Origin of the sequence: Shewanella violacea DSS12, from assembly GCF_000091325.1 — a bacterium.
Lineage (GTDB): Bacteria > Pseudomonadota > Gammaproteobacteria > Enterobacterales > Shewanellaceae > Shewanella > Shewanella violacea.
This window is the reverse complement of the sequence record NC_014012.1, coordinates 4,852,897-4,876,377: the sequence shown is the minus strand read 5'-3', so window position 1 is coordinate 4,876,377 and position 23,481 is coordinate 4,852,897. Positions and strand designations below refer to the sequence as shown.

General features: G+C 45.3%; 24 protein-coding genes. 14 read left to right on the top strand and 10 right to left on the bottom strand.

Translation table 11 applies throughout. The features are described 5' to 3' along the window. Nucleotides 1-1,533, top strand: coding sequence for a histidine ammonia-lyase (gene hutH, locus SVI_RS20265; RefSeq protein WP_013053528.1), 1,533 nt, complete (start codon nt 1-3; stop codon nt 1,531-1,533). A 140-nt stretch (nt 1,534-1,673) separates the two neighbouring features. Here the strand turns inward: hutH and SVI_RS22025 are convergent, their stop codons facing one another. The 3 genes from SVI_RS22025 to SVI_RS20255 all read right to left on the bottom strand — a co-directional run bounded on the left by SVI_RS22025 (nt 1,674) and on the right by SVI_RS20255 (nt 3,374). Beyond that, on the bottom strand, nt 1,674-1,796 hold the full coding sequence (locus tag SVI_RS22025) for a hypothetical protein (RefSeq protein ID WP_013053527.1): 123 nt from the start codon (nt 1,794-1,796) through the stop codon (nt 1,674-1,676). Between the two features lie 169 nt (nt 1,797-1,965). Then, complete coding sequence (locus tag SVI_RS20260) at nt 1,966-2,625, bottom strand: DUF3157 family protein (RefSeq protein WP_013053526.1); 660 nt, start codon at nt 2,623-2,625, stop codon at nt 1,966-1,968. Between the two features lie 212 nt (nt 2,626-2,837). Further along, nucleotides 2,838-3,374: an outer membrane beta-barrel protein gene (locus SVI_RS20255; protein ID WP_013053525.1), complete on the bottom strand. Its 537-nt coding sequence runs from the start codon at nt 3,372-3,374 to the stop codon at nt 2,838-2,840. Between the two features lie 219 nt (nt 3,375-3,593). On the opposite strand from SVI_RS20255, the gene SVI_RS20250 reads away from it, so the two are divergent. Further along, the gene (locus tag SVI_RS20250; protein ID WP_041420136.1) at nt 3,594-4,853 is read left to right on the top strand and encodes a mechanosensitive ion channel family protein; all 1,260 of its coding nucleotides are present in this window, start codon (nt 3,594-3,596) and stop codon (nt 4,851-4,853) included. Between the two features lie 274 nt (nt 4,854-5,127). Here the strand turns inward: SVI_RS20250 and SVI_RS20245 are convergent, their stop codons facing one another. Both SVI_RS20245 and SVI_RS20240 read right to left on the bottom strand, forming a co-directional pair. Continuing rightward, nucleotides 5,128-5,754 carry a LysE family translocator gene (locus SVI_RS20245; RefSeq protein ID WP_013053523.1) on the bottom strand — a complete coding sequence of 209 codons (627 nt, stop codon included), beginning with the start codon at nt 5,752-5,754 and terminating at the stop codon, nt 5,128-5,130. Nucleotides 5,755-5,831: 77 nt separating this feature from the next. Then, nucleotides 5,832-6,383: a 1-acyl-sn-glycerol-3-phosphate acyltransferase gene (locus SVI_RS20240; protein ID WP_013053522.1), complete on the bottom strand. Its 552-nt coding sequence runs from the start codon at nt 6,381-6,383 to the stop codon at nt 5,832-5,834. 182 nt (nt 6,384-6,565) lie between these two features. On the opposite strand from SVI_RS20240, the gene SVI_RS20235 reads away from it, so the two are divergent. Continuing rightward, nucleotides 6,566-6,988 carry a YybH family protein gene (locus tag SVI_RS20235; RefSeq protein WP_013053521.1) on the top strand — a complete coding sequence of 141 codons (423 nt, stop codon included), beginning with the start codon at nt 6,566-6,568 and terminating at the stop codon, nt 6,986-6,988. 87 nt (nt 6,989-7,075) lie between these two features. On the opposite strand, the gene SVI_RS20230 is transcribed toward SVI_RS20235, so the two are convergent. The 3 genes from SVI_RS20230 to SVI_RS20220 all read right to left on the bottom strand — a co-directional run bounded on the left by SVI_RS20230 (nt 7,076) and on the right by SVI_RS20220 (nt 10,312). After that, complete coding sequence (locus SVI_RS20230) at nt 7,076-7,498, bottom strand: cystatin domain-containing protein (RefSeq protein WP_013053520.1); 423 nt, start codon at nt 7,496-7,498, stop codon at nt 7,076-7,078. Nucleotides 7,499-7,582: 84 nt separating this feature from the next. Beyond that, complete coding sequence (locus SVI_RS20225; protein WP_013053519.1) at nt 7,583-8,341, bottom strand: NRDE family protein; 759 nt, start codon at nt 8,339-8,341, stop codon at nt 7,583-7,585. A gap of 420 nt (nt 8,342-8,761) precedes the next feature. After that, nucleotides 8,762-10,312, bottom strand: coding sequence for a hypothetical protein (locus SVI_RS20220; RefSeq protein WP_013053518.1), 1,551 nt, complete (start codon nt 10,310-10,312; stop codon nt 8,762-8,764). Between the two features lie 294 nt (nt 10,313-10,606). On the opposite strand from SVI_RS20220, the gene SVI_RS20215 reads away from it, so the two are divergent. The 4 genes from SVI_RS20215 to SVI_RS20200 all read left to right on the top strand — a co-directional run bounded on the left by SVI_RS20215 (nt 10,607) and on the right by SVI_RS20200 (nt 16,825). Continuing rightward, nucleotides 10,607-11,212 carry a YhgN family NAAT transporter gene (locus SVI_RS20215; protein WP_013053517.1) on the top strand — a complete coding sequence of 202 codons (606 nt, stop codon included), beginning with the start codon at nt 10,607-10,609 and terminating at the stop codon, nt 11,210-11,212. Between the two features lie 195 nt (nt 11,213-11,407). Further along, the gene (locus tag SVI_RS20210) at nt 11,408-13,561 is read left to right on the top strand and encodes an MGH1-like glycoside hydrolase domain-containing protein (protein ID WP_013053516.1); all 2,154 of its coding nucleotides are present in this window, start codon (nt 11,408-11,410) and stop codon (nt 13,559-13,561) included. Nucleotides 13,562-13,754: 193 nt separating this feature from the next. Beyond that, nucleotides 13,755-14,147, top strand: a complete 393-nt coding sequence (locus tag SVI_RS20850; RefSeq protein WP_013053515.1) for a hypothetical protein — start codon at nt 13,755-13,757, stop codon at nt 14,145-14,147. Next, nucleotides 14,144-16,825, top strand: coding sequence for an immune inhibitor A domain-containing protein (locus SVI_RS20200; protein ID WP_041420135.1), 2,682 nt, complete (start codon nt 14,144-14,146; stop codon nt 16,823-16,825). The genes SVI_RS20850 and SVI_RS20200 overlap by 4 nt, the downstream gene beginning before the upstream one ends. A gap of 96 nt (nt 16,826-16,921) precedes the next feature. Here SVI_RS20200 and SVI_RS20195 read toward each other — a convergent pair whose 3' ends face one another. Next, nucleotides 16,922-17,485: a chorismate--pyruvate lyase family protein gene (locus SVI_RS20195; RefSeq protein ID WP_013053513.1), complete on the bottom strand. Its 564-nt coding sequence runs from the start codon at nt 17,483-17,485 to the stop codon at nt 16,922-16,924. A gap of 98 nt (nt 17,486-17,583) precedes the next feature. Between SVI_RS20195 and SVI_RS20190 the strand changes: the two genes are divergently transcribed. Then, a complete protein-coding gene (locus tag SVI_RS20190) occupies nt 17,584-18,021 on the top strand; it encodes a flagellar basal body-associated protein FliL (protein WP_172634448.1) in 438 nt (145 codons plus the stop codon). Between the two features lie 64 nt (nt 18,022-18,085). Continuing rightward, entirely contained in the window at nt 18,086-19,306 is a 1,221-nt protein-coding gene (gene rlmF / locus SVI_RS20185; protein ID WP_013053511.1) for a 23S rRNA (adenine(1618)-N(6))-methyltransferase RlmF, read from the top strand. Nucleotides 19,307-19,359: 53 nt separating this feature from the next. Here rlmF and SVI_RS20180 read toward each other — a convergent pair whose 3' ends face one another. After that, complete coding sequence (locus tag SVI_RS20180; protein WP_013053510.1) at nt 19,360-19,542, bottom strand: hypothetical protein; 183 nt, start codon at nt 19,540-19,542, stop codon at nt 19,360-19,362. 334 nt (nt 19,543-19,876) lie between these two features. Between SVI_RS20180 and SVI_RS20175 the strand changes: the two genes are divergently transcribed. The 5 genes from SVI_RS20175 (at nt 19,877) to SVI_RS20155 (ending at nt 23,389) form a co-directional block, all read left to right on the top strand. After that, complete coding sequence (locus SVI_RS20175) at nt 19,877-20,179, top strand: putative quinol monooxygenase (RefSeq protein ID WP_013053509.1); 303 nt, start codon at nt 19,877-19,879, stop codon at nt 20,177-20,179. Between the two features lie 37 nt (nt 20,180-20,216). Continuing rightward, a complete protein-coding gene (locus SVI_RS20170) occupies nt 20,217-20,768 on the top strand; it encodes a GNAT family N-acetyltransferase (RefSeq protein ID WP_013053508.1) in 552 nt (183 codons plus the stop codon). Then, nucleotides 20,768-21,202 (top strand): GNAT family N-acetyltransferase, encoded by a 435-nt coding sequence (locus SVI_RS20165; RefSeq protein ID WP_013053507.1) that lies wholly within the window; start codon nt 20,768-20,770, stop codon nt 21,200-21,202. Before SVI_RS20170 ends, SVI_RS20165 begins: the two co-directional genes overlap by 1 nt. Nucleotides 21,203-21,297: 95 nt before the next feature. Further along, nucleotides 21,298-22,134 carry a PfkB family carbohydrate kinase gene (locus tag SVI_RS20160; RefSeq protein WP_013053506.1) on the top strand — a complete coding sequence of 279 codons (837 nt, stop codon included), beginning with the start codon at nt 21,298-21,300 and terminating at the stop codon, nt 22,132-22,134. A 562-nt stretch (nt 22,135-22,696) separates the two neighbouring features. Then, complete coding sequence (locus tag SVI_RS20155) at nt 22,697-23,389, top strand: MOSC domain-containing protein (RefSeq protein ID WP_013053505.1); 693 nt, start codon at nt 22,697-22,699, stop codon at nt 23,387-23,389. Nucleotides 23,390-23,481: the final 92 nt, after the last annotated feature.

Here is a 23,481-nt window from a genome sequence, read left to right as displayed (position 1 = left end):
ATGAGCCATTTAGTATTAACTCCAGGAACCCTGACCCTTGCTCAAATTCGCGATATCAGTCGTGGCAAGGTCAGCCTTGAACTTGCACAGAGCGCCATTGCCGGTATCAATACCAGCTCAGCCATAGTGCAGCAGATCTTAGATGAAGATCGTACCGTTTATGGTATTAACACAGGTTTTGGCCTCTTGGCTAACACCAAGATTGCCGCCGAAGATCTGCAATTACTGCAACGCTCTATCGTCTTGTCACACGCCGCGGGTGTTGGCCAGTACATGCAGGACGCCACAGTGCGCCTGATGATGGTGCTTAAGATTAACTCCCTAAGTCGTGGCTTCTCTGGCATTCGTCTCGAGGTGATCAACTTCCTTATCGCCTTGGTTAACGCCGAAGTTTACCCATGTGTACCTGAGAAAGGTTCTGTGGGAGCATCGGGTGACTTGGCGCCGTTATCACATATGAGTCTGTCGATACTGGGTGAAGGTGAGATGAGCCATAAAGGGGAGATCCTGACGGCTAAAGAGGGTCTGAAAATTGCGGGTCTCGAGCCAATCGAACTCGCCGCTAAAGAGGGCCTGGCCCTGCTTAATGGCACTCAGGCATCGACTGCTATGGCGCTGGAAGGTTTGTTTAATGCCGAAGACCTGTTCGCGGCAAGCTCAGTTATCGGTGCCATGAGCGTCGAAGCCGCTATGGGTAGCCGTAGTCCGTTCGATTCACGCATTCATGCGGCTCGTGGTCAACTGGGTCAGATAGATTCTGCCAGTTTGTTCCGTCTTCTGTTAGGTGAAGAGTCTGAGATTAGCTTAGATCACGCCAACTGTGAAAAAGTACAAGACCCTTACTCACTACGTTGTCAGCCTCAGGTGCTGGGTGCTTGTCTGACTCAAATTCGTCATGCGGCGGGTGTGCTTGAAGTCGAAGCGAACGGCGTGACGGATAACCCGTTAGTGTTCCAGGACACGGGGGATATTATCTCGGGTGGTAACTTCCACGCTGAGCCTGTCGCCATGGCGGCGGATAATCTGGCGATTGCCATTGCCGAGCTAGGTTCTATCGCCGAGCGTCGTATCGCTCTGCTTATCGACCCTAACTTGTCTAAGCTGCCGCCTTTCTTAGTGGAAAATGGCGGGGTTAACTCGGGCTTTATGATTGCTCAGGTTACAGCCGCTGCATTAGCCTCAGAAAATAAGACCTATGCCCATCCTGCATCGGTAGACAGCTTACCTACATCGGCGAACCAGGAAGATCACGTCTCTATGGCGACCTTTGCGGCGCGTCGTCTGCGTTATATGTCTGAAAATACTCGTGGCGTACTTGCCATCGAACTACTGGCTTCGGCGCAGGGACTTGATTTCCGTGCACCGCTGCAACCTAGTGTGGCTGTGGCTAAGGCGAAAGCCGAAATTCGTGAACTGGTTTCTTATTATGATAAGGACAGGTTCTTTGCCCCAGATATTGAAGCCTCGATCGATCTGCTAATGACTGCTAGCTTTAACAGTTACTTACCAGCAGGTGTTTTACCAAGTTTGTAAATAAACTAGGTGAAATTTTATCTGAAACTAGTTGGTTGATTTGAAATTATTGATATCACTATAGATATTGAAAGGGCCTTTGGGCCCTTTTTTATTGCTTGTTTTTAGCGTTAATTTTTATTGTTATCTGGTAGTGATTGTTAGATTTTACCTTCACTATCATCTATTGCCTGCAGCAAGCGAATGTCCTGATACTCCAGTGAATCGCCGCAAGCACAAGTCCCTGTGGGCTCGACGATGGCATCCCTGCCATCAACGTTCACTGGCGTATCAGAACTGGTCTAAACAAGCTGAGAAACTAGAATAAAAATTGTTGTGCCTATGTTTCTAGCTCTTAAAAGTAAAAGCCGGCGCATTTATGCTCCGGCTTTTTGTTTGCTTGTTTCTCTAGCTAGGAACTGTTTTTCTTCGTTGCTAACTACTTCTTTGAGATCACATTCTCGAATTCATTTCGCCTATCTTGAGGCTGAGTAGCTGTTTAGTCCATTGGCTGGCATTTATGCCCTGGATCCAGAAGGTTCGACTCTGGCGCTGCTCGCCTTTACGTAGGTAAGTATCAGGTGATCTGAAGATGGCTTTCCACACCTTGACGGTTTCTGTCTTAAGCTTGCTGCCTGAATCATCATATAAGCTGATATCCAGTTCTATCATCACATAATGCTCAGAGCTGGTACTGGCTAAGTCGAAAGTGAGGCCCAGGCGACCATCGTCATCCCATTCTGCTTTAGAAAAACTCACTTTTACACCTGATTTGGCTGTCGATTTAAGTAATTCGGCCTGGGACATGGCACTGGCTGTCATGGTCTGGCTGGTGGCTTTATTGGCCCCGGACGTACTCGCCAGATTAATTGTGCTTGTTGTATTTAGCCCAATAGCCGTAATAGCTGTGACAGCCTGGGGGCTTGTTTCGCTGCTTGTTGCTGGAAGGGTTTCGAGAATGACATATTCCCAGGTGAAGTCGTCGTTAAGACGTACCTTGGCGCCATTCTCTAAGGTGACTCTTGCTAAGGTCTCGGTGGCCGCTATAGCTAAGCTGGGGAATAGGAATACTAGCAGGGCGAGTGAGCTTAACAGTCTTAGTCGTTTATGCATGAGGATGAACCTAATAAAGAGGATTGCTCTAGTTTATACCAATTTATATCAAGGGAGCGTAAAGATGTGAGCTAGTTTTACATTGGGGAGGTCAATTCTTGTGCTTTATAGACAGGACTCCAAGACATTTATAAAAGTGTTGCAGTGGATGGCAAGTGCGGCTCTGTTGAGCCGCGAATCTTGCGAATGGTAGCCACTTAAGCAAGGGCTGGTTACATGGCCCAACCGACACTGATCACAGCGCTTTCAGAGGCTGAGTTGTAACCTGTGCTAAGCATCAGGCCTGTATCCATCATATATCTAAGTCCTAACTCTCCACCCCAAGTGGTGTCAGATGTCTCTTCCCATATGGGTTTTCCGTCGACAATCTTTGGTGCTACACCTGAGGTCTGGTGTGTTTCATGCTCGTATATGCTGGCGCCGCTGTAAATACTGAAATTAGTGGTTAGGCTATAACTCAAGCCGAAACGCCACATGGTGTCTTGGGTATAACCTTCGGCGGGTTTAATGAGGCTGATATCATCTTCTGTGCTTTGGGCATAACCTAAGTAGTAACCCCATTGATTATAGTTTTTATCGAAGTGATATGGCGCTATTGTGATGCCGTACATATCATTAGTGGCTGGGATATAATCGGCACTTATGCTGACTTTAGCCTTAAAATCTGGGGTGGACTCTTCTGAGAGTTGGTTTGCCGAAGCATGCAAACTTATGGCTAACAGGCCCAGCAGCATTAAATATTTAGTCATCTACTTCATCCTATTTCTGACTTTAGAGAGGGATTCTTGTTAAACTTTGTTTGCTCGTCAATATGTAGTGCTAGAAATTCTTATAAAATATAAGCTTGTGATTATCTAGTGTGACATTTTATCTTGGCTGATTGTGACTTTATTCTTGTTTTGGCTTCAGTCATGGCTATTTATAGTGAGCAGCGGCAATTAAATTATTAGAAATATGGAGAGTAAGGTTTGGATCATCAACTTAGATTGCAGATCTCTCAGTGGCTGTCTGACTGGGGGATAAACACTAGTCCATCGGATGGGATTTCTACCGCTGTGATGGTTATAGTCAGTATAGTATTAGCTAGTCTGGCATATCTGTTCGTCAAGCGGGGCGTGGTGCGGGCAATGAATATTGTCATACTTAGGTCTAAAGTTAGCTGGGACGATATCTTCATGGGCCATAAGGTGCTGGAGAAGTTTGCCGTCTTGATCCCAGCACTCATACTCAGCATATTGATCCCCTTAGCACTGACCGAGCATCAGCTATTGAGTAGCTCTATCGATCGCTTGCTGAATGTGAGTATTCTGGTGCTACTGATCCGCGCCGTGTACAGCGGCCTAGATGCCGCAAATGAAATTGCCGATATCAATCTCGTTAGCCGCCGTCTGCCCATCAAAAGTTTCGTACAGTTATTTAAGCTTTTCCTCTTCTTTGTCGCCATCATAGTGTCTATTTCGATACTGGCGAACCAGTCTCCGGTCTATTTTCTGAGTGGCTTAGGTGTCATGACTGGTTTGGTCATGTTGGTGTTCAGGGACACAATTCTTGGCTTCGTAGCCGGGATTCAGTTGGCGGCTAACCGTATGGTCAGTCCGGGTGACTGGATTCAGATGGATAAGTATGGCGCCGATGGTTCAGTGGAAGAGGTCTCTTTAACTACGGTTAAGGTTCGAAACTGGGACCAGACCATAACCATGATCCCTGCCTATGCATTAGTGTCAGATGCCTTCAAGAATTGGCGCGGCATGTCAGAGTCTGGTGGTCGCAGGATCAAGCGCTCGATACACATAGATATTCACTCGATTCGCTTCCTCACCGAAGAGGAGCTGATTCGTTTGGGTAAGATTAACCACCTGAAAGACTATTTGGGACGTAAAAATGATGAGATAGCTAAGTTTAATCTCGCTATCTCTGATGTTGATACGCCAGTAAACAGTCGTAAGCTCACCAATATTGGAACGTTTAGGGCTTATTTAAAGGAGTTTGTGGCTAATCACGAAAATATACACAAGGATATGACCTTACTGGTGCGCCAGTTGGCATCGACTAAGGAAGGGGTGCCAATCGAGATCTATATCTTCACCAACGATACTCGCTGGGTATATTATGAAGATATTCAGGGCGATATCTTCGACCATGTGTTCGCTATATTGCCTGAATTTGGCCTAAGAGCCTTTCAGGCTCCCACAGGATTGGATGTTAGAAGTTTGAAAGGACAAAGTTAAGAGATGCGAGCGTTAAGTTGACAGCTAAGAGTTATAAGTCGTAAGTTTTAAGCTACGAGCTACGAGCTACGAGCTTGATGGTCATTTTTCGTAACTCTGGATCCCGGCTAACAGCATTGCCGGGATGACACACTATTTTTATTAAGTAGATAATCTCTGTCATTCAGAACACTTTGCGCGAAACTCGCAGCTTTCTTAGCTCTGTCCTGAGCTTAAGGCTTACAACTTTCTTAGCTCTGTCTTGAGCTTACCGCTTAAGACTTTTCTGTTAAGGCTAGTTTTCCCTGGTAACTAATATCGCTGCGAGTGCGATAAACACTGCGCCACTGGTTCTATCGAACCAATGTAGCTTATTACTGGTTCTGAGACTTGGAGCCAGTACATTGGCCATGCTGGCGTACATCATCACGAAGCTGAAATCTATCACGGCCCAAGTCGCGGCCAAAATTGCCAGCTGGGGTCCTTGTGGCGCTGATATGTCGATAAACTGTGGAAACAAAGCAGCGAAGAAGAGCAGGTCTTTGGGATTGCTTATTCCCACCATGAAGGCCTGTTTGAACATATTTTTAGGCGTGCCCTTACTCTTGATATGTTGCAGGTCCAGGCCTTGGCCAGTGGCCTTTGTTAGTAGCAGTTTAATTCCCAGAAAAATCAGATAGGCGGCACCACAATATTTTAATATGCTGAAACCGTATTCGGTAGCACTCAGCAGTGCACCAAGGCCTGCCGCGGAAGCCATCATCAAGATTAATGCCGAAGTTACACTACCCAAAGCAGTAGCTAGGCTACGAGTCTTACCATAATGCATGCCATGGCTCATGGACAACACGGCCATGGTGCCTGGAGATATGGAGATCAGTAGTACGGCGAACAAATAGAGTAGCCAGGTATCAAAACTCATAGAAAGAACACTAATAGATACGGAGTGGCGGCACTATAGCCGTCACTCGGGAAAACGACAAGGGATTAAGGCTTGGCTCAGGGAGTGAAATCTGGGATCACCTTGGGGTGACGTCCCTTGATGGAGCGATAGAAGCCGATTATTTTATTCATATCTTGCTGCATATCATCCGTGGTCAGCCAACCCTCGGGGATTATCACTGTCTTAGTGTCGAAGTTTAGTCCAATAGTGATTATGGGCACACCTGCCTTGCTGGCAATATGATAGAAACCTGTTTTCCAGCGTTTCACTGGGCTGCGAGTGCCTTCCGGCGCCAATGCCAGAGAGAAGTTAGGATTCGATTGATAGAGCTGAACCACACCATCCACCAAATTATTAGTCTTGCTTCTATCTACTGGTGTTCCACCTATGGCCTTGAAGAACCAGCCCCACGGCGGAATAAAAAGCTGATGCTTGCCGAGAAAGTTAACTTTAGCACCTAATGCACCTCGGGTTAGTACCCCGACGATAAAGTCCCAGTTACTGGTGTGGGGACCAATAATAACGATGAATTGGTGATCCGTAGGCAGTAAACCGGAAATTTTCCAACCCGATAATTTTAAGATGAATTTACAAAAAGTCTGAAACATAACCTAAGATAAATATTCCTATGATCCAAGCTAGACATTTATTAACCGTTTTATCTGAGCAGAATTTTACCACTTAATAAGATGAGTCATAAATGCCAAGCCACTTTACTGGCTGCAGAGTTCTGCATCTTGAAGTGGTTTGAGTATATACTATAGCCTATCTCGTATTTATGGGAAAAACCATGTTTAAAAAAGGACTTACGGCTCTATTTATGCTGCTGTCATTTAGTGCCTCAGCAGTGCCAACCGACGATATTGCGCATATATTGTCTGAGCAGCAGGCGGCATGGAATCGAGGAGATCTCGATGGCTATATGCAAGGTTATTGGAATAACGAGAAGATGCGTTTCATTTCCGGAAAGAAAATTCGTTATGGCTGGGCTGAAACATTAGCGGCCTATAAGAAGAACTACCCGGATAAGGCGACCTTAGGTCAACTGAAGTTCACTATCAATGATACTAAGATGCTGAGTAATTATGCTGCCATCGTAGTGGGACATTGGCAGTTAACGCGAGCCAAAGACAAGCCTAGCGGCGTATTTACTCTACTGGTTGAGAAGCTAAATGACCGTTGGGTTATCACCCATGATCACACCTCAGATTAGTATTTAGATCGGATTGGTATAAAAAATTCGTCGCGGACTTAAGGTCAGAAACCGCGACTTAAACTTTATTCGCACAGCTAAAGCCTGCTAGCTCTTATGACAGATATCGGATAAATGCCCCTGTACAGCGGGTTTAGTCATAGAGTATTCGCCCTTTAGGCTGCGAAATACCTGAGTATGCCAGACTTCCCCATTATCAAATTCAAACTCTATGGCATAATTTATTCCTGCTACCACCTGAGTCTGTACTCTCAGAATCTGTTTAAGTTTGGCCAATGTATTCATTCGCATCAGCACAGAATCCAGTGCCTCCCTTACTTGAGGTGATACCTCTGACTCTATCCAGCCGCCAGCCATCTGCTCACATGCTGCTCTTGCCGGGCTAATAATAGCCTCAGATTTGGCCATTTGTTCTGTCCCTTTCTCTGTATGAGTTCGAACATTAGTTTGACTGATACATGCGCTCAATATGAGTACACTCAAGCCGACGAAGAATATTCCTTTTTTCATTTTGCCTCTTAGGGTGATACCAATTGCTTGTTAGTCTTTCACTATCTCAAATATCCTCAACTCACTTTGGGACAGGAGTCTCAACTATTTACTTATGATTTCGAAATGCTGCCGTCCTAAGTTGCGCCCCTTACGGTCATATCTCACCTCGATAAAGCGGGTATTACCTGAGTTATCCTGCAGCAAAATACTGGTTGAGCGCGTACCGTATTCCTCATGCTTAATATAGATAGATGAGAGAAGCCTTTCCCATTCCAATCCTATGCCTGTCTCTGGTAACTCTGTGTCTTTGGCTCGGGTTTCATCTTTCATTATGGTGAGTAGGGCGTCTATATCTGGCTCCTCACAAGTTGAAATAGACTCTTGGAGTGCGAGTGTTCCCCGAGCCATTTTGGGCCAAATATCATCTAATGCCCCATTGCTGATGGAGTGGTACCCCGAATCTAGCTGAGTGAGAGTATTGGCTATGCTGTTAAAGCAGTAGAGCTCTCTGACATCGCCAAAGATCAGATTGAAAGGGTTGTAGTTGCTGCTGTGCTCACGGAGCCAATTGGTGATAGAAGCTTGGGAATCGAGTGCCTTGAGTACTAGCTCGCCGCGGCTTCTCATCTCACTCTGTTGCCTCTGTGGATCTCTTAAATTAGTTAGTGCTGAAAACCCGCCTCGTTTATTGATGCCTAACCAAGTCCCTCCAGCCTCAAGATCTTTGCCTGCTAGTATCTCATTTTCTGGTGGCCAGAAGTGAGCCTGTTCAGTAGGCCTGTGGTGAAATTCATCGCGGTTGGCACACACGATTAACGGATACTTAGGATGCTGATTCAAAGCAATAAACAAAATACACATAGGGGCTCGACTCTAGGTAGCGGTGAACTCATCTATATCAGATGATAGAAGTTATCTGCTTGAAAGATGATGAAACACATTCATTTCACGTGACGTACATTGGGAGGCAATGCTTGAATTTATACCTGATTAAAATTGATTGCTATTTATTTGCAGCTTTTGGCGAGGGAAGAGCAAAGAAAGATACGAGTCTCGAGGGTAAGCCAAGATAAAAAAGCTGAGATGTTAGTGGTAAGTTTTAAGTAAAATCAAAAGTTTGGGGGGAGTCTCAGCCATCATTCAGGAGTGTTAAAGCTGGCTCCCAGCTAACAGTATTGCCGGGATGACAAGCTCGCAGCTCGCGACTTTCTAGGCTTTTATTGAGATGCCATGTCTTGAGCTGCTTTGGTTTATAACTTACAACTTAAAGCTGGTTTGGCTTTAGTGCTTATGTCCGTGATCATGTGAGCCATGGTCATGGGCTTTGGGCTTTATCAACATGATGCGGGCCAGAAACTTTCTCGGGCCCAAACGTAGTAGGCTAGCGGCAAATAAGCAGGCTAGAACTATCAGAGATATCATGCTTAAGGACTCTGGCATAGTTATCATGCTCCAATGAGGCTGGAACAATGACGTTAGGGCTAAGATTACTAAGATGAGCCCTATAACAGCTACTCTCTGTGTCCAACTCATCAGCTTGAGCTGAGCCAAGTTGAAGATAGGTGCAGCGACCAGAGCTAACATAACGGCGGGTATACTCCAACCGCTATATGCCAAAGAGAGCGCTAAAACAGCGCCGCCTAAATTACAGAATCGCATTGGCAGGAAGAGCAGCATAAGCACGGCTACCTGAATAATCGGATTCTCTAATGGCACCGAGGGATGACCGATAAGGTTAGCCAAGACCAGGCTGAGCAAGATCCAGGGCGCACTTCGATCTACTATATGGGCGAAGCCAAAACGCAAGGGTGACTCGGGGACCGAAAGATGGGGGTCTGTTGGCTCTACCCGGCTAAAAGTGAGTAAGGAGCCGATAGCCAATAAGCCTATAAACTGGAATAGTGCGACCATAGGTCCAAGTAAGAAAGCTGTGATGATCAGAGCCTCTGGTCCCGCGAGTCGTTGTAACCAACGTTTACCTAGATGGCTACTCTGGGGCGACAGGCCTAGCTTAAATCTGAGTCCGGCGACCGCGTAGCTGAGTAAAAGCACAGGTCCAAGAGCCATCATCCAGTCGACGAGTTGCTCTGTGCTATTACCATGATGGTGGTGCTCATGCCCACCCGAGTCCATCATCAAGAGTAAAAACAGTAATCCTATGCCCAGTAGACTACCTATACCCGCATGATATTCATGTTTTTGCTGGTTTACTTTACTGGTTTCATCCTGTGAATGATGGCCATGGGGTTGATGTAGTACCACATGTAAAATAGAACCCGTCACGAAGGCCTGTAAATATACTGTGTTATCTAGGCTGAGATGAGTCAACATCTGCTCTCCGGCGAAATAACCTACGCCAGTCAGGAGCATCATGCCGGCTAAAACCGCCATGGCCCAACGGCTGCCTACTTGGGGTTTAACTAACCACCAGATAGCCAGACCCACAGGAAGGCGATGTAATATGATGCCCAAGGCGAGTAAAATTGAGACGTCGTCCTGCTGGGCAAGCACCATGGCACCGCCGTCGGTAATTGTGTGTAGCAGTAATCCGCCTACGCCTAAAATGAGGGTAAGGTTATGGGTGACCTCAGAATAACGATGAAATAGCTTCTCACTGGCAGTCGGTCCCCAGACGCCTATGATGACGAATATGATCGAAATGAAGCCGCCATGCTCCAGTAGCTCAGGTAAAATATGTAGCAGCACAAGTCCGCCCAAGGAGACGAATATAAATCCGTCCAGGCCTTTCTGTAGTCCGTGTTCAGTCGAAAAGAATCGATAGAAGACAGGACCTAATAATAGTGCGATACAGCTGGCTAATAGATAGAGCATGATTTGTTTCGCTAGGACCTTAGAAAACGACGAGACAGTATACCAGTTTCTGGAAAATAAGCTGGTAAGCCCACGCTATTTACATCGAGTGTGGCAATTTTTTAGAGTGAAGCTGACTTTGCACGCTTCAAACTGCTATTTAATCTATCAAAGTTTGTATCAGGTTGAGCAATAGGTGCTGCTAGCAGTGATGGCTTATGGGCTTTCCTGTGTAATTTATCTATCTGATTGTTTCCAAAAAGTTATAGAATATATAAACAACCCCTTATGCTCAAAGACAGGCCTAAGCCTACTATGGATATTTTCTCTGCCGCTGTAATGTTATTTCTCATCATGGATCCTCTGGGGAATCTGCCTATTTTCGCATCCATTTTACGTCATATAGAGCCGAAAAAAAGACGCAGAGTATTGATACGAGAGTTGTTATTTGCACTGGGTATTATGCTGTTATTTCTTTTTGCTGGTGAAGCCATTCTTAACTTTTTGAACTTGAGATCTGAATCGGTCAGTATTGCCGGCGGCATCATCTTGTTCTTAATCGCTATTAGAATGATCTTCCCTCAGCCTGGAGGTGTGGTCGGTCTGGCGGCGGGTGAAGAGCCTTTTATTGTGCCTATGGCTATCCCCTTGATGGCTGGACCTTCTGTGTTAGCGGCACTTATTTTATTAGCACACACAGACAGTACTAGGATGTTAGATTGGACTATTGCTTTACTGGCCGCTTGGGGCGCAAGTGCGGTTATCTTACTCTTCTATAAAGTATTCACTAGGGTGCTGGGTGAGAAGGGACTGACCGCGGTCGAACGCCTGATGGGTATGGTACTGGTGATGATATCGGTGCAGATGTTCCTCGATGGCATAGCTAGCTATATGACTCATATGGGACAGGTTAGCCAATAGAGCGGAATTTCTATCTACTAACTTAGATTTATCAGTTCCTAGGCACTAGACCCTAGGAACTTCTTTAACCCCCCGCTTACTTTTGTTTACCTTTTGTTGCTTTTCTTGCATCGAAATCCTGTTACCCACATACTCTGGATATTGTATTCAATTATTGGCAGCTTTATAAAGCTGTTTAATGGGATAGGTTTCTCTATGCTTTCTTGTCTTCTCTTATGTGTATCCAGTTTATCGGCACTCGACTCGGTCGAATATCGTGATCTTCTGCCTTATCAAGGCACGCCTACCTCTATGGAGGAGCGAGATGAGAGAGGCAACCTCAAGATTGTCTCAACCTATGTGGATAAAGGGGCCTGGCATGGTTTTAATTTGCCCGACACTGCAGATTTGTACGGCAGCTTCACCGGCCCTTTGTTTATCGCTCAAGAGTACAGTTTGCACTTGAGTGATAGTATGCAGAAATTGGCATTGGAGGATCTGCTTACAGGAAAGTTACTGGATTTTAGTGAGGCGAAGCAGAGTCGTATTTATAGCAAGCCTGACGGCCTTTACCAGGAGTTTCAGTGGCCAGAAGTCTCAGTGTCATTATCTTTAAACTATAGTGATAACCGTACTTCTGTGGTGACGACTAAGCTAGTTAACCACTCAGAAAAAGATCAGCAATGGCGACTAACCTGGTCTGGAACCCCATTTAAATCCCACCCAAAATTAGACAAGTATAAGTTAATTAAACGAGTCGATAGCTGGAGCAATGGCGTTGCTTGGCAGCTTAACCCCATCATGGATACCTGGAACATACAGCTAGCCGATGCCAGTTTTGAGCTTTGGTTTAGCCCCAAAACTGAGATCACTCTAGCTGGGAACAATAGCTATAGCGCCACAACTCAGGTGTTAACAGTAAAATCGGGTCAGAGCCTAGAAATATTGACTGCCCAGCGTTACTTCCATACTCAGCAGGAGCGGTTGGAACATGGAGATATTGACTGGGCTAAGCAGAAACAATTATTGGCAGATAATCGACTCCTATGGCAGCAGAGGCTAAGTAAGGGCATAGATAAAGGTAAACCTGAGTTTCGTAAGTTAGCCGCTAAGAGCATGGTGACCTTAATACATAACTGGCGCAGTCCGGCTGGGGCAATTAAACATGATGCGGTTACGCCTTCGATCACTTATAAATGGTTTAACGGTGTCTGGGCCTGGGATAGTTGGAAGCAGGCGGTAGCCTTGTCTCATTTTGATCCTGAGTTGGCTAAATCAAATGTGTTGTCCATGTTTGACTATCAGTTTACTGCTCAAGATAAGGTACGCCCCCAAGACGTGGGTAGCTTACCCGATGCAATTTTTTATAACCAAGATCCCGCCAGAGATGGTGAAGGCGGTAACTGGAATGAACGTAATGGTAAGCCACCGCTCGCAGCTTGGGCCGTGTGGGAAATATATCAGCAGAGCCTAGATCTTAACTTCGTCAAACTTATGTATCCTAAGCTGGTTGCTTATCATTCATGGTGGTATAGCAACCGAGATCATAATGGCAATGGCTTGGCGGAATATGGCGCCAATCTGCATCCGGCTCACCTCAAGGATGGTCAGCTAAATCGTGAGGCCATTATCGAGGCGGCTGCCTGGGAATCAGGAATGGATAACGCCCCTAGGTTTGATGACGATGGTAGCGTGCAGGTTTTGGTTAATCGAAATAAACAAGGTGAGACGATCGGTTACTCCTTGTCTCAGGAGTCGGTGGATCTCAATGCTTATCTATTTGCCGAGAAGGTGATCTTGGCGAAGATGGCGAAACTGCAAGATTTAGATAAGCAGGCCAGTGATTGGACATCAGCGGCCGATAAACTTAAAACTCAGATCCAGACGCAGATGTTCGATGAGAAAACTGGCTTCTTCTACGATATTCGTTTCCACGGCAAGGAGAGTCATTTACTGATTGCTGCAGGCAAGGGAGTCGAAGGCTGGTTGCCCCTATGGGCCGGAGCGGCTACTCAGGAACAAGCGAAAATGATGGTCGAACATCAGCTCAGCGATAAGCAGTTTTCGACTAAAATCCCATTTCCTACCGTGAGTGCCGACAGTCCTAACTTTGCAGCGACTAAGTATTGGCGTGGTCCAGTTTGGCTAGATCAGGCTCTTTTCGGCTTAGTTGGGCTGGATAAATACGGTTATCACAGCGAGGCTGAAATCTTGGCAAAACGCTTGGTAGAACAAGGAGAAGGAATTCTTTCTCAGGCAGCAATCAGGGAGAATTATGACCCTCTGACCGGAGATGGACTGCATTGCACTAACTTTAGTTGGTCTGCCTCAGTATTATTGTTAATTTACCAGCAGTGGCTGAATAAATAGTCTATAGATATACATTTTTATTGTCATTGGTTACTGTAAGGCATTGTTTGGTTTGTATTTGTTTATAACTACATGTTTTTCTGTGGCTTAGGGGGAAACAATCTAAATTAGCTGAGGGAATATTGGCTTTTAGTTGTAATTCAGACGAAAGTGCTGTTAATATTTTGTATTGTTTGTGTTATCCCGGTGATTTATGAGAAGACTTCTCAGCTTAACTCATTTTATATCAGCTATGCCCACAATGCTGGGCATTTTCTTCTTAGCTATTCTGACTTCATGTTCCTCAATTCCCGAAGACTTTGCCGATAATAAGGCTGAGAACAATATTGAATCGAGCAACTCCACAAGCTCAAATTCCCATTCTGTAGACCTGGCCAATGAGAAGAAAAGGATAATATCCTGCGGTGCTATGCCACCTATTAAGGATAGGTCTAAACTTAAATTGAGTCTGATAAATACTGGCATCATCACATCAGAGATGAGTCCAGAAGAGGCCGATGAGAAAGTAGCCGAATTTATCCGCAAAAAACAGCAAGGGTTTAATAATTGTCACAAGTTTAAGCCTGAAGGGACTAAGCCATTATGAAGAAAATAACTAGTATAAGCAGGCGTTCATTAATCAGCTTGTCATTATCGCTTGTGTTAAGTCTTACCGCCTCGACATCTCTATTTGCTAAAGAGTTAGATGCTAATCTTGAGCTTTCATCCACCTTGTCTTCGGGGGCACTTTCTGCTGCTACATTGGCCGATGCTGGGATGATCAACAAGGAGCGGGTCTTATATTGGCTTATCAAGCGAGGAGAGATCTCTGCCGACGCCAGCGAAGCTGACAAGCGTGCCGCCGTGGATAAATTTACTCATAGAGCTACCAGCTTTCAGAGTAAGGGGCGATTAATAGAAGCTCAGTTTGAGAAGCGTCGCCTAAACAAACAAGCTAATAAGATACGGGCTCAAAAAAGTCGCGGCGTAACAGCTAATGTGCTGAGTGCACAAATGGCTGATGGGGATATCACTAAGACGGTGAAGGTCTTAGGTATCTTGATCGATTTCCCGGATCTGCCATTCGACAATAATCAGTTATCTGCCGGCGATACGCCTATGTTTTATCCTAGTTATCCTGTATCCCATTACAAGAATCTTATGTTCTCCACCACTGGCTTTACCGGGCCTCAGGGACAGAATCTAATAACTGGCTATCAATATTATAAGGCTGAATCCGGTGAGCGTTTCAACTTTACCGGTGATGTAAAGGGCTGGTTTACTGCGGCAAATAATGCGGCCTTCTATGGCGGCAATGACCCAGATAACAATAATGACGATAAGGCCGTAGATGTTCTAGTTAAAGAGGCCGTGACTCTGGCCGTGGCTAGCATGTCAGCTAGTGAACTGGCCAGCTATGATGTTGAAGACCCATTTGATGTCGATGGTGATTTTAACTTCAATGAGCCGGATGGTGATATTGACCATGTGATGCTGTTTCATTCAAGCATAGGTGAAGAAGCAGGTGGCGGTGCTGTGCTTGGTGCAGATGCTATCTGGTCACATAGATTCTTTGTTTATACCGGTAATACACCAGGTTACGCAATTCCAGGTACGGGTAAAAAAGTATATGGCTACACAATACAGCCCATCGATGCCGCGGCAGGTGTAGTTGTACATGAGTTTGGTCACGACCTGGGTCTACCCGATGAATACGATACTACCAATACTGGTGATGGCTCTCCGGTTGGATCTTGGTCTGTGATGTCTGGAGGCAGCTGGACAGGTAGTATTTCTGGCACTGAGCCAACAGGGTTTAGCCCCTATGCACGCTCTTATCTGCAGGACAGATATAAGGGACGTTGGATTAACGAGCAGCAAGTCTTGCTCGCTAGCTTAGGGACCTCGGGTGTGGATGTCGTCATTAATGAGGCGGTAAATCACTCATCGGTCAATCAAATATCTATTCCACTACCTGTTGCTACTATTCCTTTTAAACTGGCCTATGGGGGTGTTTATCAGTATTATTCAGGCCAAGGGCATCTAATTAATAATGCTCTGTCATTCGAAATTGATTTGCCAAGCTCGACGCCATTGACGCTGAAAATGAAGGCTCACTGGGATATCGAACAGGATTATGATTATGCTCAGATCATGGTCGATGGTGTGACGATTGTCGGTAACCATACCAAGGCTAGCAATATGAGGAATACAGCTAGAGACATAATTACCGGCAACTCAGGAGATATCGCTGGCGCCGAAGGTGCTAACAACTGGGTCGATCTTGAATATGATATTAGTGCCTATGCTGGTAGGGCTAATGCCCAGATAAGTATCATTTATAGAACCGATCCGGCCGTAGGAGGTTATGGTTTTGTCTTCGATAACTTGGAAATCGCCAGCGGTGCTAGCCTGGTTTACAGTGATGATGCTGAAACGGCCAATGCTATGATGCTAAATGGTTTCTCGCGTATCGATGACGAACGCCCTGGTGCTGCTCGGCGTTACATCATTCAACTTCGAAGCCATAACGGCGTGGATGTGGGGCTCGATAGTCATACCTATGAGCCTGGTGTGTTGATTTGGTTAGAAAATTTAAGTTATTCTGATAATGACTCTGCCAATCATCCTGGGGTTGGCTTGATTGGAGTCGTCGATGCAGATCAGAATTTAATTAGTAATCAAGTTTCTGATGTGCAGATCCGTGATGCTACTTTTAGCATGTTTAACCAATCTACTTATATCGGTGATGCGCATTTAACTTCTGTTTCTTTATTTGATGACACACAAGACTACAGTGCACCAACCAAACCTATGGCTGGAATTATATTGCCTGTACTTGGGTTAACTATAGAGGTGGTTGCCCAAAGCAGTGACTCTAGTTCTGCGACCGTTAGAATGAAACTAGATACTCCCGTCCAGCCTACGGCTAGCTTTGCCTCTGCAATTGATGACCTTAGGGTTATATTTACCAATACAACCAGCAATGGTGTTGGTGAGTTGACTTATAGGTGGGACTTTGGTGATTCAGGCACAAGTACTGCTCGCTCTCCCACTCATACTTATCTTACTGGGGGCACTTATACTGTAAGCCTTACTGTTACCGACTTTGCTGATAATGAAAGCACTGCTATGGAGACAGTTGTGGTTACTGAAGCGGCTGTGACCCCTCCTGTGATTATTCCGCCAGTGACGCCTCCTTCCAGTGGCTCTGGCGGTGGTAGCCTAGGTTGGTTAAGCTTAGGTTTATTGGCTCTATTGGGATTTAGAAGAGCCTCTAGTTAAATTGACAGCTCATTTAGACTTTCTATGTCTTAACTAAAAAAACGCCCATTTGGGCGTTTTTTGTTTTCTATGATTCTTTAACTAAAAACCAAAAGTTTACATCTGTTCTATGATTTTCCGGGCCGCAGGTAAAAAGGTTTCACTGACGATAAGCTGCTCATCATCATATGAGAAGTAGCGGCGACGCCCCCATAGTTCACGTGTTACCGGCTGTTTAAGGGATTCAGTTAATTGAGCTAACCTATGGCAGGGAGTAAAGTGAGCCACTTCTATCTTGCCGGGAGTGAAGTCATTGTTGGAAAAAAGCAGTTCACCTAAAGGGCGGGCCCCTAAGGTGAGGAATTCGGTTTCCTTCTTATCGAGCAAGTTAGCCGGGATCAAGGTTCGGGCAAAAATCCAGGCAACTCCATCCAGACATAACAATACTTCACGCACCCAAGCTTGTCTCTGGGCTGGGAATTCACCATTGAAAGGGGTTAGAGTTCCCTCTCCGAGTACTTTTACTTCGAACTTAGTACAGTGGGAGCGCAGCTTTTGGGTTAAACTTCCAGATGAAAGTAACCATTCACTTAGTGGGGAATCTGGGAGTTCAGAGATTTGTTCTGGCGAAAACCATTGAATTGATTCACCATAGGGGAAGCTTAACCTAGTCACACTCATCTATTTCTCGGTACAGTACGGCTTGAACAGCTGCAGTCTAACATGCCGTTATAGGATAACCAGAAAGATTAGTGGCCACAAAGGAGATACAGTTCAATATGAAAAGGTTCGATATGAGATCAGGTTACCTTAGAAAATTCGCATCCCTCTTGTTAATTTTTACTGTTAGCATCTTTAGCGTAGGCGTTTATGCGGCAGACGAGAAGATAGTAGATAACTATGCCTACTATGGGTTTGAACCCGAACTCATCACTAACTATATCTCCAATGGTAAGAAGCTAGGCTTCGTACGCATAGGCATAGAGTTGATGGTGAAAGACCCCGAAGACTTGTTAGCCCTAGAGCATCACGATCCTCTCCTGCGCGCGGCGATATTGGAGATCATGGGCAGTCAAACTGCCGATAAGGTTAAGTCGTTAACGGGGCGTGAGGAGATCCGCCGCGAGTGTTATGACACAGTCAATCGACTCATAGAGCAAGAGGTCGGCCGGCCTATTGTGGTTAATCTATTGTTCACCAAATATCTTTACGACTAGTTAAGCCATATAAAATCAGCTTTTATTTATGAGCCGTTGTTAATCGAGCAACGGCTGAGATCCTATGACAAAATCAGCTCCCAAACAGGCACCTAAATCGAATGTAAGCAATGCTTCGGTTAAGGGCAAGCCAAACCAATCTCAGACTAAATCTGCTTTTCATAAGCAAAATTCTAATAAGCAGAAGCATAAGAGCAAGCCTGCAGCTCCTAAGCCTAGATCGGTGAAAGCGGCCGATAAAAAAGGGCTTCACGAGAGAAACTTGCATAGGGATGGCTATGACTTCGATAAGTTAATAGCAGCTAGCCCTGAGCTAAAGCCATTCGTTAGGCCAAACCCTTACGGCAACCTCTCAATAGACTTTGCCGACCCCTTGGCTGTAAAGGCGCTTAACCTAGCCTTACTGATGGCTCATTATCGAATAGAGTCTTGGGATATTCCTCAGGGATTTCTGTGTCCACCAATTCCGGGCAGGGTTGATTATCTGCATTATGTTGCAGATCTATTGGCTGGAAACCTGCCAATACAAGGGGATGAAGTTCAAAGTGGACAAAATGACCCTGCTTTAACTGAAACTAGGGCTAAAACTGCCACTAAAACCAATAGAATCCCGACAGGTCTCAAGATTAAGGCGTTGGATATAGGCACCGGGGCTAATGGTATCTATCCCATCTTAGGCATTCAATCTTATGGTTGGCAGTTTACCGCCAGCGATGTCGACTCGCTTTCTATTGCGAATGTAGAGCTGATAATTAAGGCCAATCTTAGCTTGCAGGGTAAGTTTAAGACTCGGTTACAAATCGATCCTCAAAAAATATTTCATGGCATCATCAATGCTGATGACAGATTCGATGTGACCCTATGTAATCCACCATTTCATTCGTCCCTAGCCGAGGCGAGTGAGGGTAGTCAGCGTAAGCTAAAGAATCTCGCGGCTAACCGTGCGGCTAAAGGGCATAAGAGTGAACCAGCTAAGGCTAAGGACGCAAATGCAGGTCTCAACTTCGGTGGTCAGAAGGCAGAGCTCTGGTGTGAAGGTGGCGAGAAGCAGTTCCTGCTTAATATGATCCGTGAGAGCAGCGACTTTAAGACCCAATGTCTGTGGTTTACTAGCCTAGTATCCAAGCAAGAAAATCTGAAGCCTAGCTATGCCGCCCTCGAAAAGGCGGGTGCAGTTACTGTAAAGACCATAGATATGGCTCAAGGTAATAAACTCACTCGAGTGTTAGCCTGGAGTTTCTTGACCCCCAAGCAGCAGGCGTTATGGGCCAAGTATCGTCTGTAACTAGGTTTGATTGAATAAGTCTACTCCGAATGAGTTATTCAATCACTCTCGGCTCAAGAGCCACAGGCTTTCACCTGCGCTTCGAGATGAACTATCTCATTGCGGATCTGTTTGATGAAAGGATCATCATACTGGAGGCGATCAAACTCTCTGAGACAGGCACGATAACGTCTGAGTTTATTTTCTGGGGTACCGACAAGATCTAAGATCTCTTCAAAATTAATTATTGATTCCATTCAACAATCCTACAATTCCATTCTTGGTCTACAGGTATTTTACAAAATAACCTGTGATTAAATGTAGCTACTCATATTTTTTTTTTGTGTGACATTAATGACACATTAAAATTATCATTTTAAAACAAGTGTTTGAGTGTTTTCTGTTATTTCATTTTTAAGTTTGATTCCAAATGGATGGCAAGAGCTTGAGAGATCTCTTACAAGTCAGTGAGAAAAACAAAACTATTGAAAGCTATAGTTTATAGAAGATATTTCTCTCGCCACTGCTGCTCACAATAGATGGAATCTATTGAAATTAATTTCGTTTCAGGTAGTTTGGAATGTACTAATAATGCCACAAGGTAAGGAAGCTAAGATGATTGTGCGTATCGGGGAGTTTCAGGCTGCCGAAGGAAAGAGCGAAGATTTATACGATTTTTTACAATCGCTTAGTTCGTACATAACCCAGTCTAAGGGATGTATTTCATATGACGTATTTCGTAAATATGATAGCCCGGAATCCTTTGCCGTCATCGAACGTTGGCTAAGTGTAGAAGCGCATAAAGCTTCAGTTGATAATTTCCCGAAAGATCAGATGAAGGCCGCAATGCCACTCTTTGGCAGGGCTCCTAAGGGGAGCTATTATCAGTCTTGATTAATCTCTTTTAAGCAAAACTTTGTGGATGATAAATATGAAGGTTCTATTTGAGACAGAGCGCATTATCTGTCGTGAGTTTGAGCTCAGTGATTTGCAATCTTTCGCCGATTACAGAGCCTTGCCCGAGGTATCTAAGTATCAGAACTGGAGTGAATATGGCTACCAGGATGCTCTGTCTTTGTTCGAAGATATGCAAAGGGTGCCATTTGCTGCGGTTGGTCACTGGTTTCAGTTGGCTATCACGACAAAAAACCTTGAGGAGAGCCAGTTATTGGGCGATCTTGCTGTTCATTTCATCGATGAAAAGCAGATAGAGATAGGTTTTACCTTCGCGCCTGATTTTCAGGGGCAGGGGTTTGCATCAGAAGCTGTGCTCGGTTTGCTGACGCATCTGTTTACTGAGCTAAAGCCCCATAGAGTGATAGCGACTACGGATGCCGAAAATATTCCATCCTGGCTCTTGTTAGAGAGAGTGGGCTTTAGACGGGAAGCGCATTTTATCGAGAATGTATTTTTTAAGGGGGCTTGGGGCAGTGAATTTCAATATGCCATGCTAGCTTCAGAATGGAGACCCTTTGTTGGTTAATGCCTATGCCTGAGCTTGTTGCTAACTTATCAGTGGTACAGAAAGTCGCACCTGTAGATGACTTTATCAGATTAAGACTCATATCAGGGCTGACACCTAGACCGAGAGATGCCGTGGTGAAAGGCTTGCCTCGCAGTCTGTTTGGCGTACATATAAGCCTGAATGATGAGAGTGCTAAGTACAAGGTTATTGCCATGGGGCGTGTGGTTGGTGATGGGGCGCTGAATTTTGAAATCGTCGATATCGCTGTGGACCCTGATTATCAGGGCCAAGGTTTAGGGCGTGAAATAATGCAGCAGATCATGAATTATCTCGATCGTGAGGCACCTACCGGCGCTTATATTACCTTGATGGCCGATGTGCCTGCCTTGTATCAGAAGTTTGGCTTCAAGCTCAGTCGCCCTGTGAGCGAAGGCATGTATATCGTTAAGTAATTTTAATCTAGGGCCTAATTGAACAAAATCAGAGTTGGCTACACAGAAAAAATCCCTTACCATCGTTTTATGACATTTCTATTGCGAACCTGTTAATGGCTAATATTCTTCTGATTGCTAACTTGAACTGTGATCGTATTTTACGGCTGGATAAACCCCTACGGACTGGCGGACGCTTTCATTATCAGGATGGAGGGCAAAGGCTAGGTGGAGGTGGTGCCAACACTGGATTGGGATTAGTCTGGGCGCATCATAGAGTCGCTCTAGTTAGTCAGGTGGGACGTGATAAAATTGGCGACTGGTTATTGGCTGAGGCCAGTACTCAAGGCATCGAATGTCAGCTTATTCAAAGGCACAATGAAACCAGTAATGAGATGTTATTGGTGATGACGCCAGACGGTGAACGTACCATTATCAGGCCACAAAGACCCATTTTTGAGCTTGCCGCACCACCTATATGGTCTCAATGGGATGCGGTGTATTTTAACTCATCCGCCGAAGGCGTGGTGAGCTGGGCTAAAACCGCCTTAAATCATAGCTTAGTTTTTGCTCAGCTGGCGAAAGATGACAGACTCAGACCTTGCCATATTTTGATTGCGTCTAAGACTGATATGGCTGGACGAAGTGAGCTATCTCCTTGGGAATATGGCTTGAGCATAGCCGGGGAGTCTCTTAAGCACTTTATCGTTACCGATGGTGCCACTGGCGCAATGCTTTATTCCGGTAACGATAGCATCCATATAGCAGCGATTACCTCTACAGTTGTCGATACCACAGGAGCCGGTGATGCCTATGCATCGGGTCTTATTCACGGCATGACGACAGGACTTCCCATCATAGAGGCCATGAAAGAGGGCGCGCAGTGGGCCGCATTCGCCGTGGCGACGAAAAGCTCAATCCCCGGAGAAGCGCTAAAGGCATATCTTGAATAGAGGAAGCTATAAGCTAAAGCTAACAAAGTTATAAGGCTGGAGTGTCACAAGATATGCGTCATTCCGGTATTGTTTTGGCCGGAATCCAGCTTGAGTGCTTGAAAGTTTGTCTGCTTTAAGCAAGAGCTGTCTTACAGCTTTCTTTATAACCTTCCAGTTTCTTTCCTGCCCTATCTTGAGCTTCTCTTAGTGTCATAAATAACTCATCCCTTAGTCATCCCCCTGTAATCTAGTCGTTATATTCTAAGGCCATAGAGTGTTTATCTATCTTTACTTTTCCAACTATTATTCGTTTTATCATGTGCTTTGCCCCGTCTCTCAACGGGGTATTTTTTTATGCCCGCATCTAGTGTCATATAAGGTGTCGCGGCATATAAATCTAATGAAACTCCTGTCGAGATAATAAATAGCGTCGATATACCTTATACCCAGTCAAGAGCTCAGTAGGAATTGCCTAGTGTTATTTCTGCAGCATCTAAGCTTAGCAAGATGTCGATAGCCTCTGAGTCAGATTTGTATTAGCCTATTGAACTTACTATTCGATACATAAAGGATCACTTGGATGTCGGCAACCTTGCTGGTGAAACGTTTGTCTGGCCTTTATCTAGGGGAGCTGCTCAGCGAAACTGCGGGGATCTCCAGTGGCATATCTCATAAAAATCCCTCGGCTGCCCTAAGAGTCGAAACCGCTCGAGTCATAGGTGATTCTCAGGCCGATCCTAAGCATCATGGCGGTCTAGACAGAGTGCTGCATCATTTTCCCCGGGAGCATTATGGCCAGTATCGTCGTTGGGACATGATGGCCGGTTTTAAAGATGCGCCTGCTATGGGTGAGAACATAAGTACTGTGGGCTTGGATGAGACTCAGGTTAATATCGGTGACATCATATCCATCGGTGACGTCGAACTGCAGGTTACCCAGCCAAGATCACCTTGCTTCAAGTTAAATAGCCAGTTTGGTCATAAAGAGTTTGCCCTAGTCATGCAGACCAGTGGTTTGTGCGGCTGGTTTTATCGTGTAGTTAAATCCGGTGAGATCCGCCAAGATGCGAGTGTCTATCTGCAAGAGCGTCGCACGGATATTAGTGTTCGAGATGCCATGAAAATCTATTTTTCTACCGAATTCGATGCCCAAAGTTATGATCGTCTGGCCAGTTGCGAAGGCCTAGCAGCTTCTTGGGTTAATAGCTTGCATAGGCGATTAGAGAGTCAAAAAATTGAAAGTTGGCAGATGCGTCTCATTGGCCCAGCGTAAGGCGAATGAAGACAGTCAGTTGTTATTAATGTGATATTTCAAGGAGAGAAGCGAGTGACAGAGCAAGCGGAAGAAGTACAAGGGCTCACCAG

Excerpts from the sequence above, each read along its gene's own strand:
- SVI_RS20255 (WP_013053525.1), bottom strand. The coding sequence starts at position 3,374 with ATGACTAAATATTTAATGCTGCTGGGCCTGTTAGCCATAAGTTTGCAT.
- SVI_RS20165 (WP_013053507.1), top strand. The coding sequence starts at position 20,768 with ATGCCTATGCCTGAGCTTGTTGCTAACTTATCAGTGGTACAGAAAGTC.
- SVI_RS20190 (WP_172634448.1), top strand. The coding sequence starts at position 17,584 with ATGAAAAGGTTCGATATGAGATCAGGTTACCTTAGAAAATTCGCATCC.
- SVI_RS20215 (WP_013053517.1), top strand. The coding sequence starts at position 10,607 with ATGGATATTTTCTCTGCCGCTGTAATGTTATTTCTCATCATGGATCCT.
- SVI_RS20245 (WP_013053523.1), bottom strand. The coding sequence starts at position 5,754 with ATGAGTTTTGATACCTGGCTACTCTATTTGTTCGCCGTACTACTGATC.
- SVI_RS20235 (WP_013053521.1), top strand. The coding sequence starts at position 6,566 with ATGTTTAAAAAAGGACTTACGGCTCTATTTATGCTGCTGTCATTTAGT.
- SVI_RS20230 (WP_013053520.1), bottom strand. The coding sequence starts at position 7,498 with ATGAAAAAAGGAATATTCTTCGTCGGCTTGAGTGTACTCATATTGAGC.
- SVI_RS20210 (WP_013053516.1), top strand. The coding sequence starts at position 11,408 with ATGCTTTCTTGTCTTCTCTTATGTGTATCCAGTTTATCGGCACTCGAC.
- SVI_RS20260 (WP_013053526.1), bottom strand. The coding sequence starts at position 2,625 with ATGCATAAACGACTAAGACTGTTAAGCTCACTCGCCCTGCTAGTATTC.
- SVI_RS20240 (WP_013053522.1), bottom strand. The coding sequence starts at position 6,383 with ATGTTTCAGACTTTTTGTAAATTCATCTTAAAATTATCGGGTTGGAAA.
- SVI_RS20160 (WP_013053506.1), top strand. The coding sequence starts at position 21,298 with ATGGCTAATATTCTTCTGATTGCTAACTTGAACTGTGATCGTATTTTA.
- SVI_RS20180 (WP_013053510.1), bottom strand. The coding sequence starts at position 19,542 with ATGGAATCAATAATTAATTTTGAAGAGATCTTAGATCTTGTCGGTACC.
- SVI_RS20850 (WP_013053515.1), top strand. The coding sequence starts at position 13,755 with ATGAGAAGACTTCTCAGCTTAACTCATTTTATATCAGCTATGCCCACA.
- SVI_RS20200 (WP_041420135.1), top strand. The coding sequence starts at position 14,144 with ATGAAGAAAATAACTAGTATAAGCAGGCGTTCATTAATCAGCTTGTCA.
- SVI_RS20170 (WP_013053508.1), top strand. The coding sequence starts at position 20,217 with ATGAAGGTTCTATTTGAGACAGAGCGCATTATCTGTCGTGAGTTTGAG.
- SVI_RS20175 (WP_013053509.1), top strand. The coding sequence starts at position 19,877 with ATGCCACAAGGTAAGGAAGCTAAGATGATTGTGCGTATCGGGGAGTTT.
- hutH (WP_013053528.1), top strand. The coding sequence starts at position 1 with ATGAGCCATTTAGTATTAACTCCAGGAACCCTGACCCTTGCTCAAATT.
- rlmF (WP_013053511.1), top strand. The coding sequence starts at position 18,086 with ATGACAAAATCAGCTCCCAAACAGGCACCTAAATCGAATGTAAGCAAT.
- SVI_RS20195 (WP_013053513.1), bottom strand. The coding sequence starts at position 17,485 with ATGAGTGTGACTAGGTTAAGCTTCCCCTATGGTGAATCAATTCAATGG.
- SVI_RS20225 (WP_013053519.1), bottom strand. The coding sequence starts at position 8,341 with ATGTGTATTTTGTTTATTGCTTTGAATCAGCATCCTAAGTATCCGTTA.
- SVI_RS20220 (WP_013053518.1), bottom strand. The coding sequence starts at position 10,312 with ATGCTCTATCTATTAGCCAGCTGTATCGCACTATTATTAGGTCCTGTC.
- SVI_RS20155 (WP_013053505.1), top strand. The coding sequence starts at position 22,697 with ATGTCGGCAACCTTGCTGGTGAAACGTTTGTCTGGCCTTTATCTAGGG.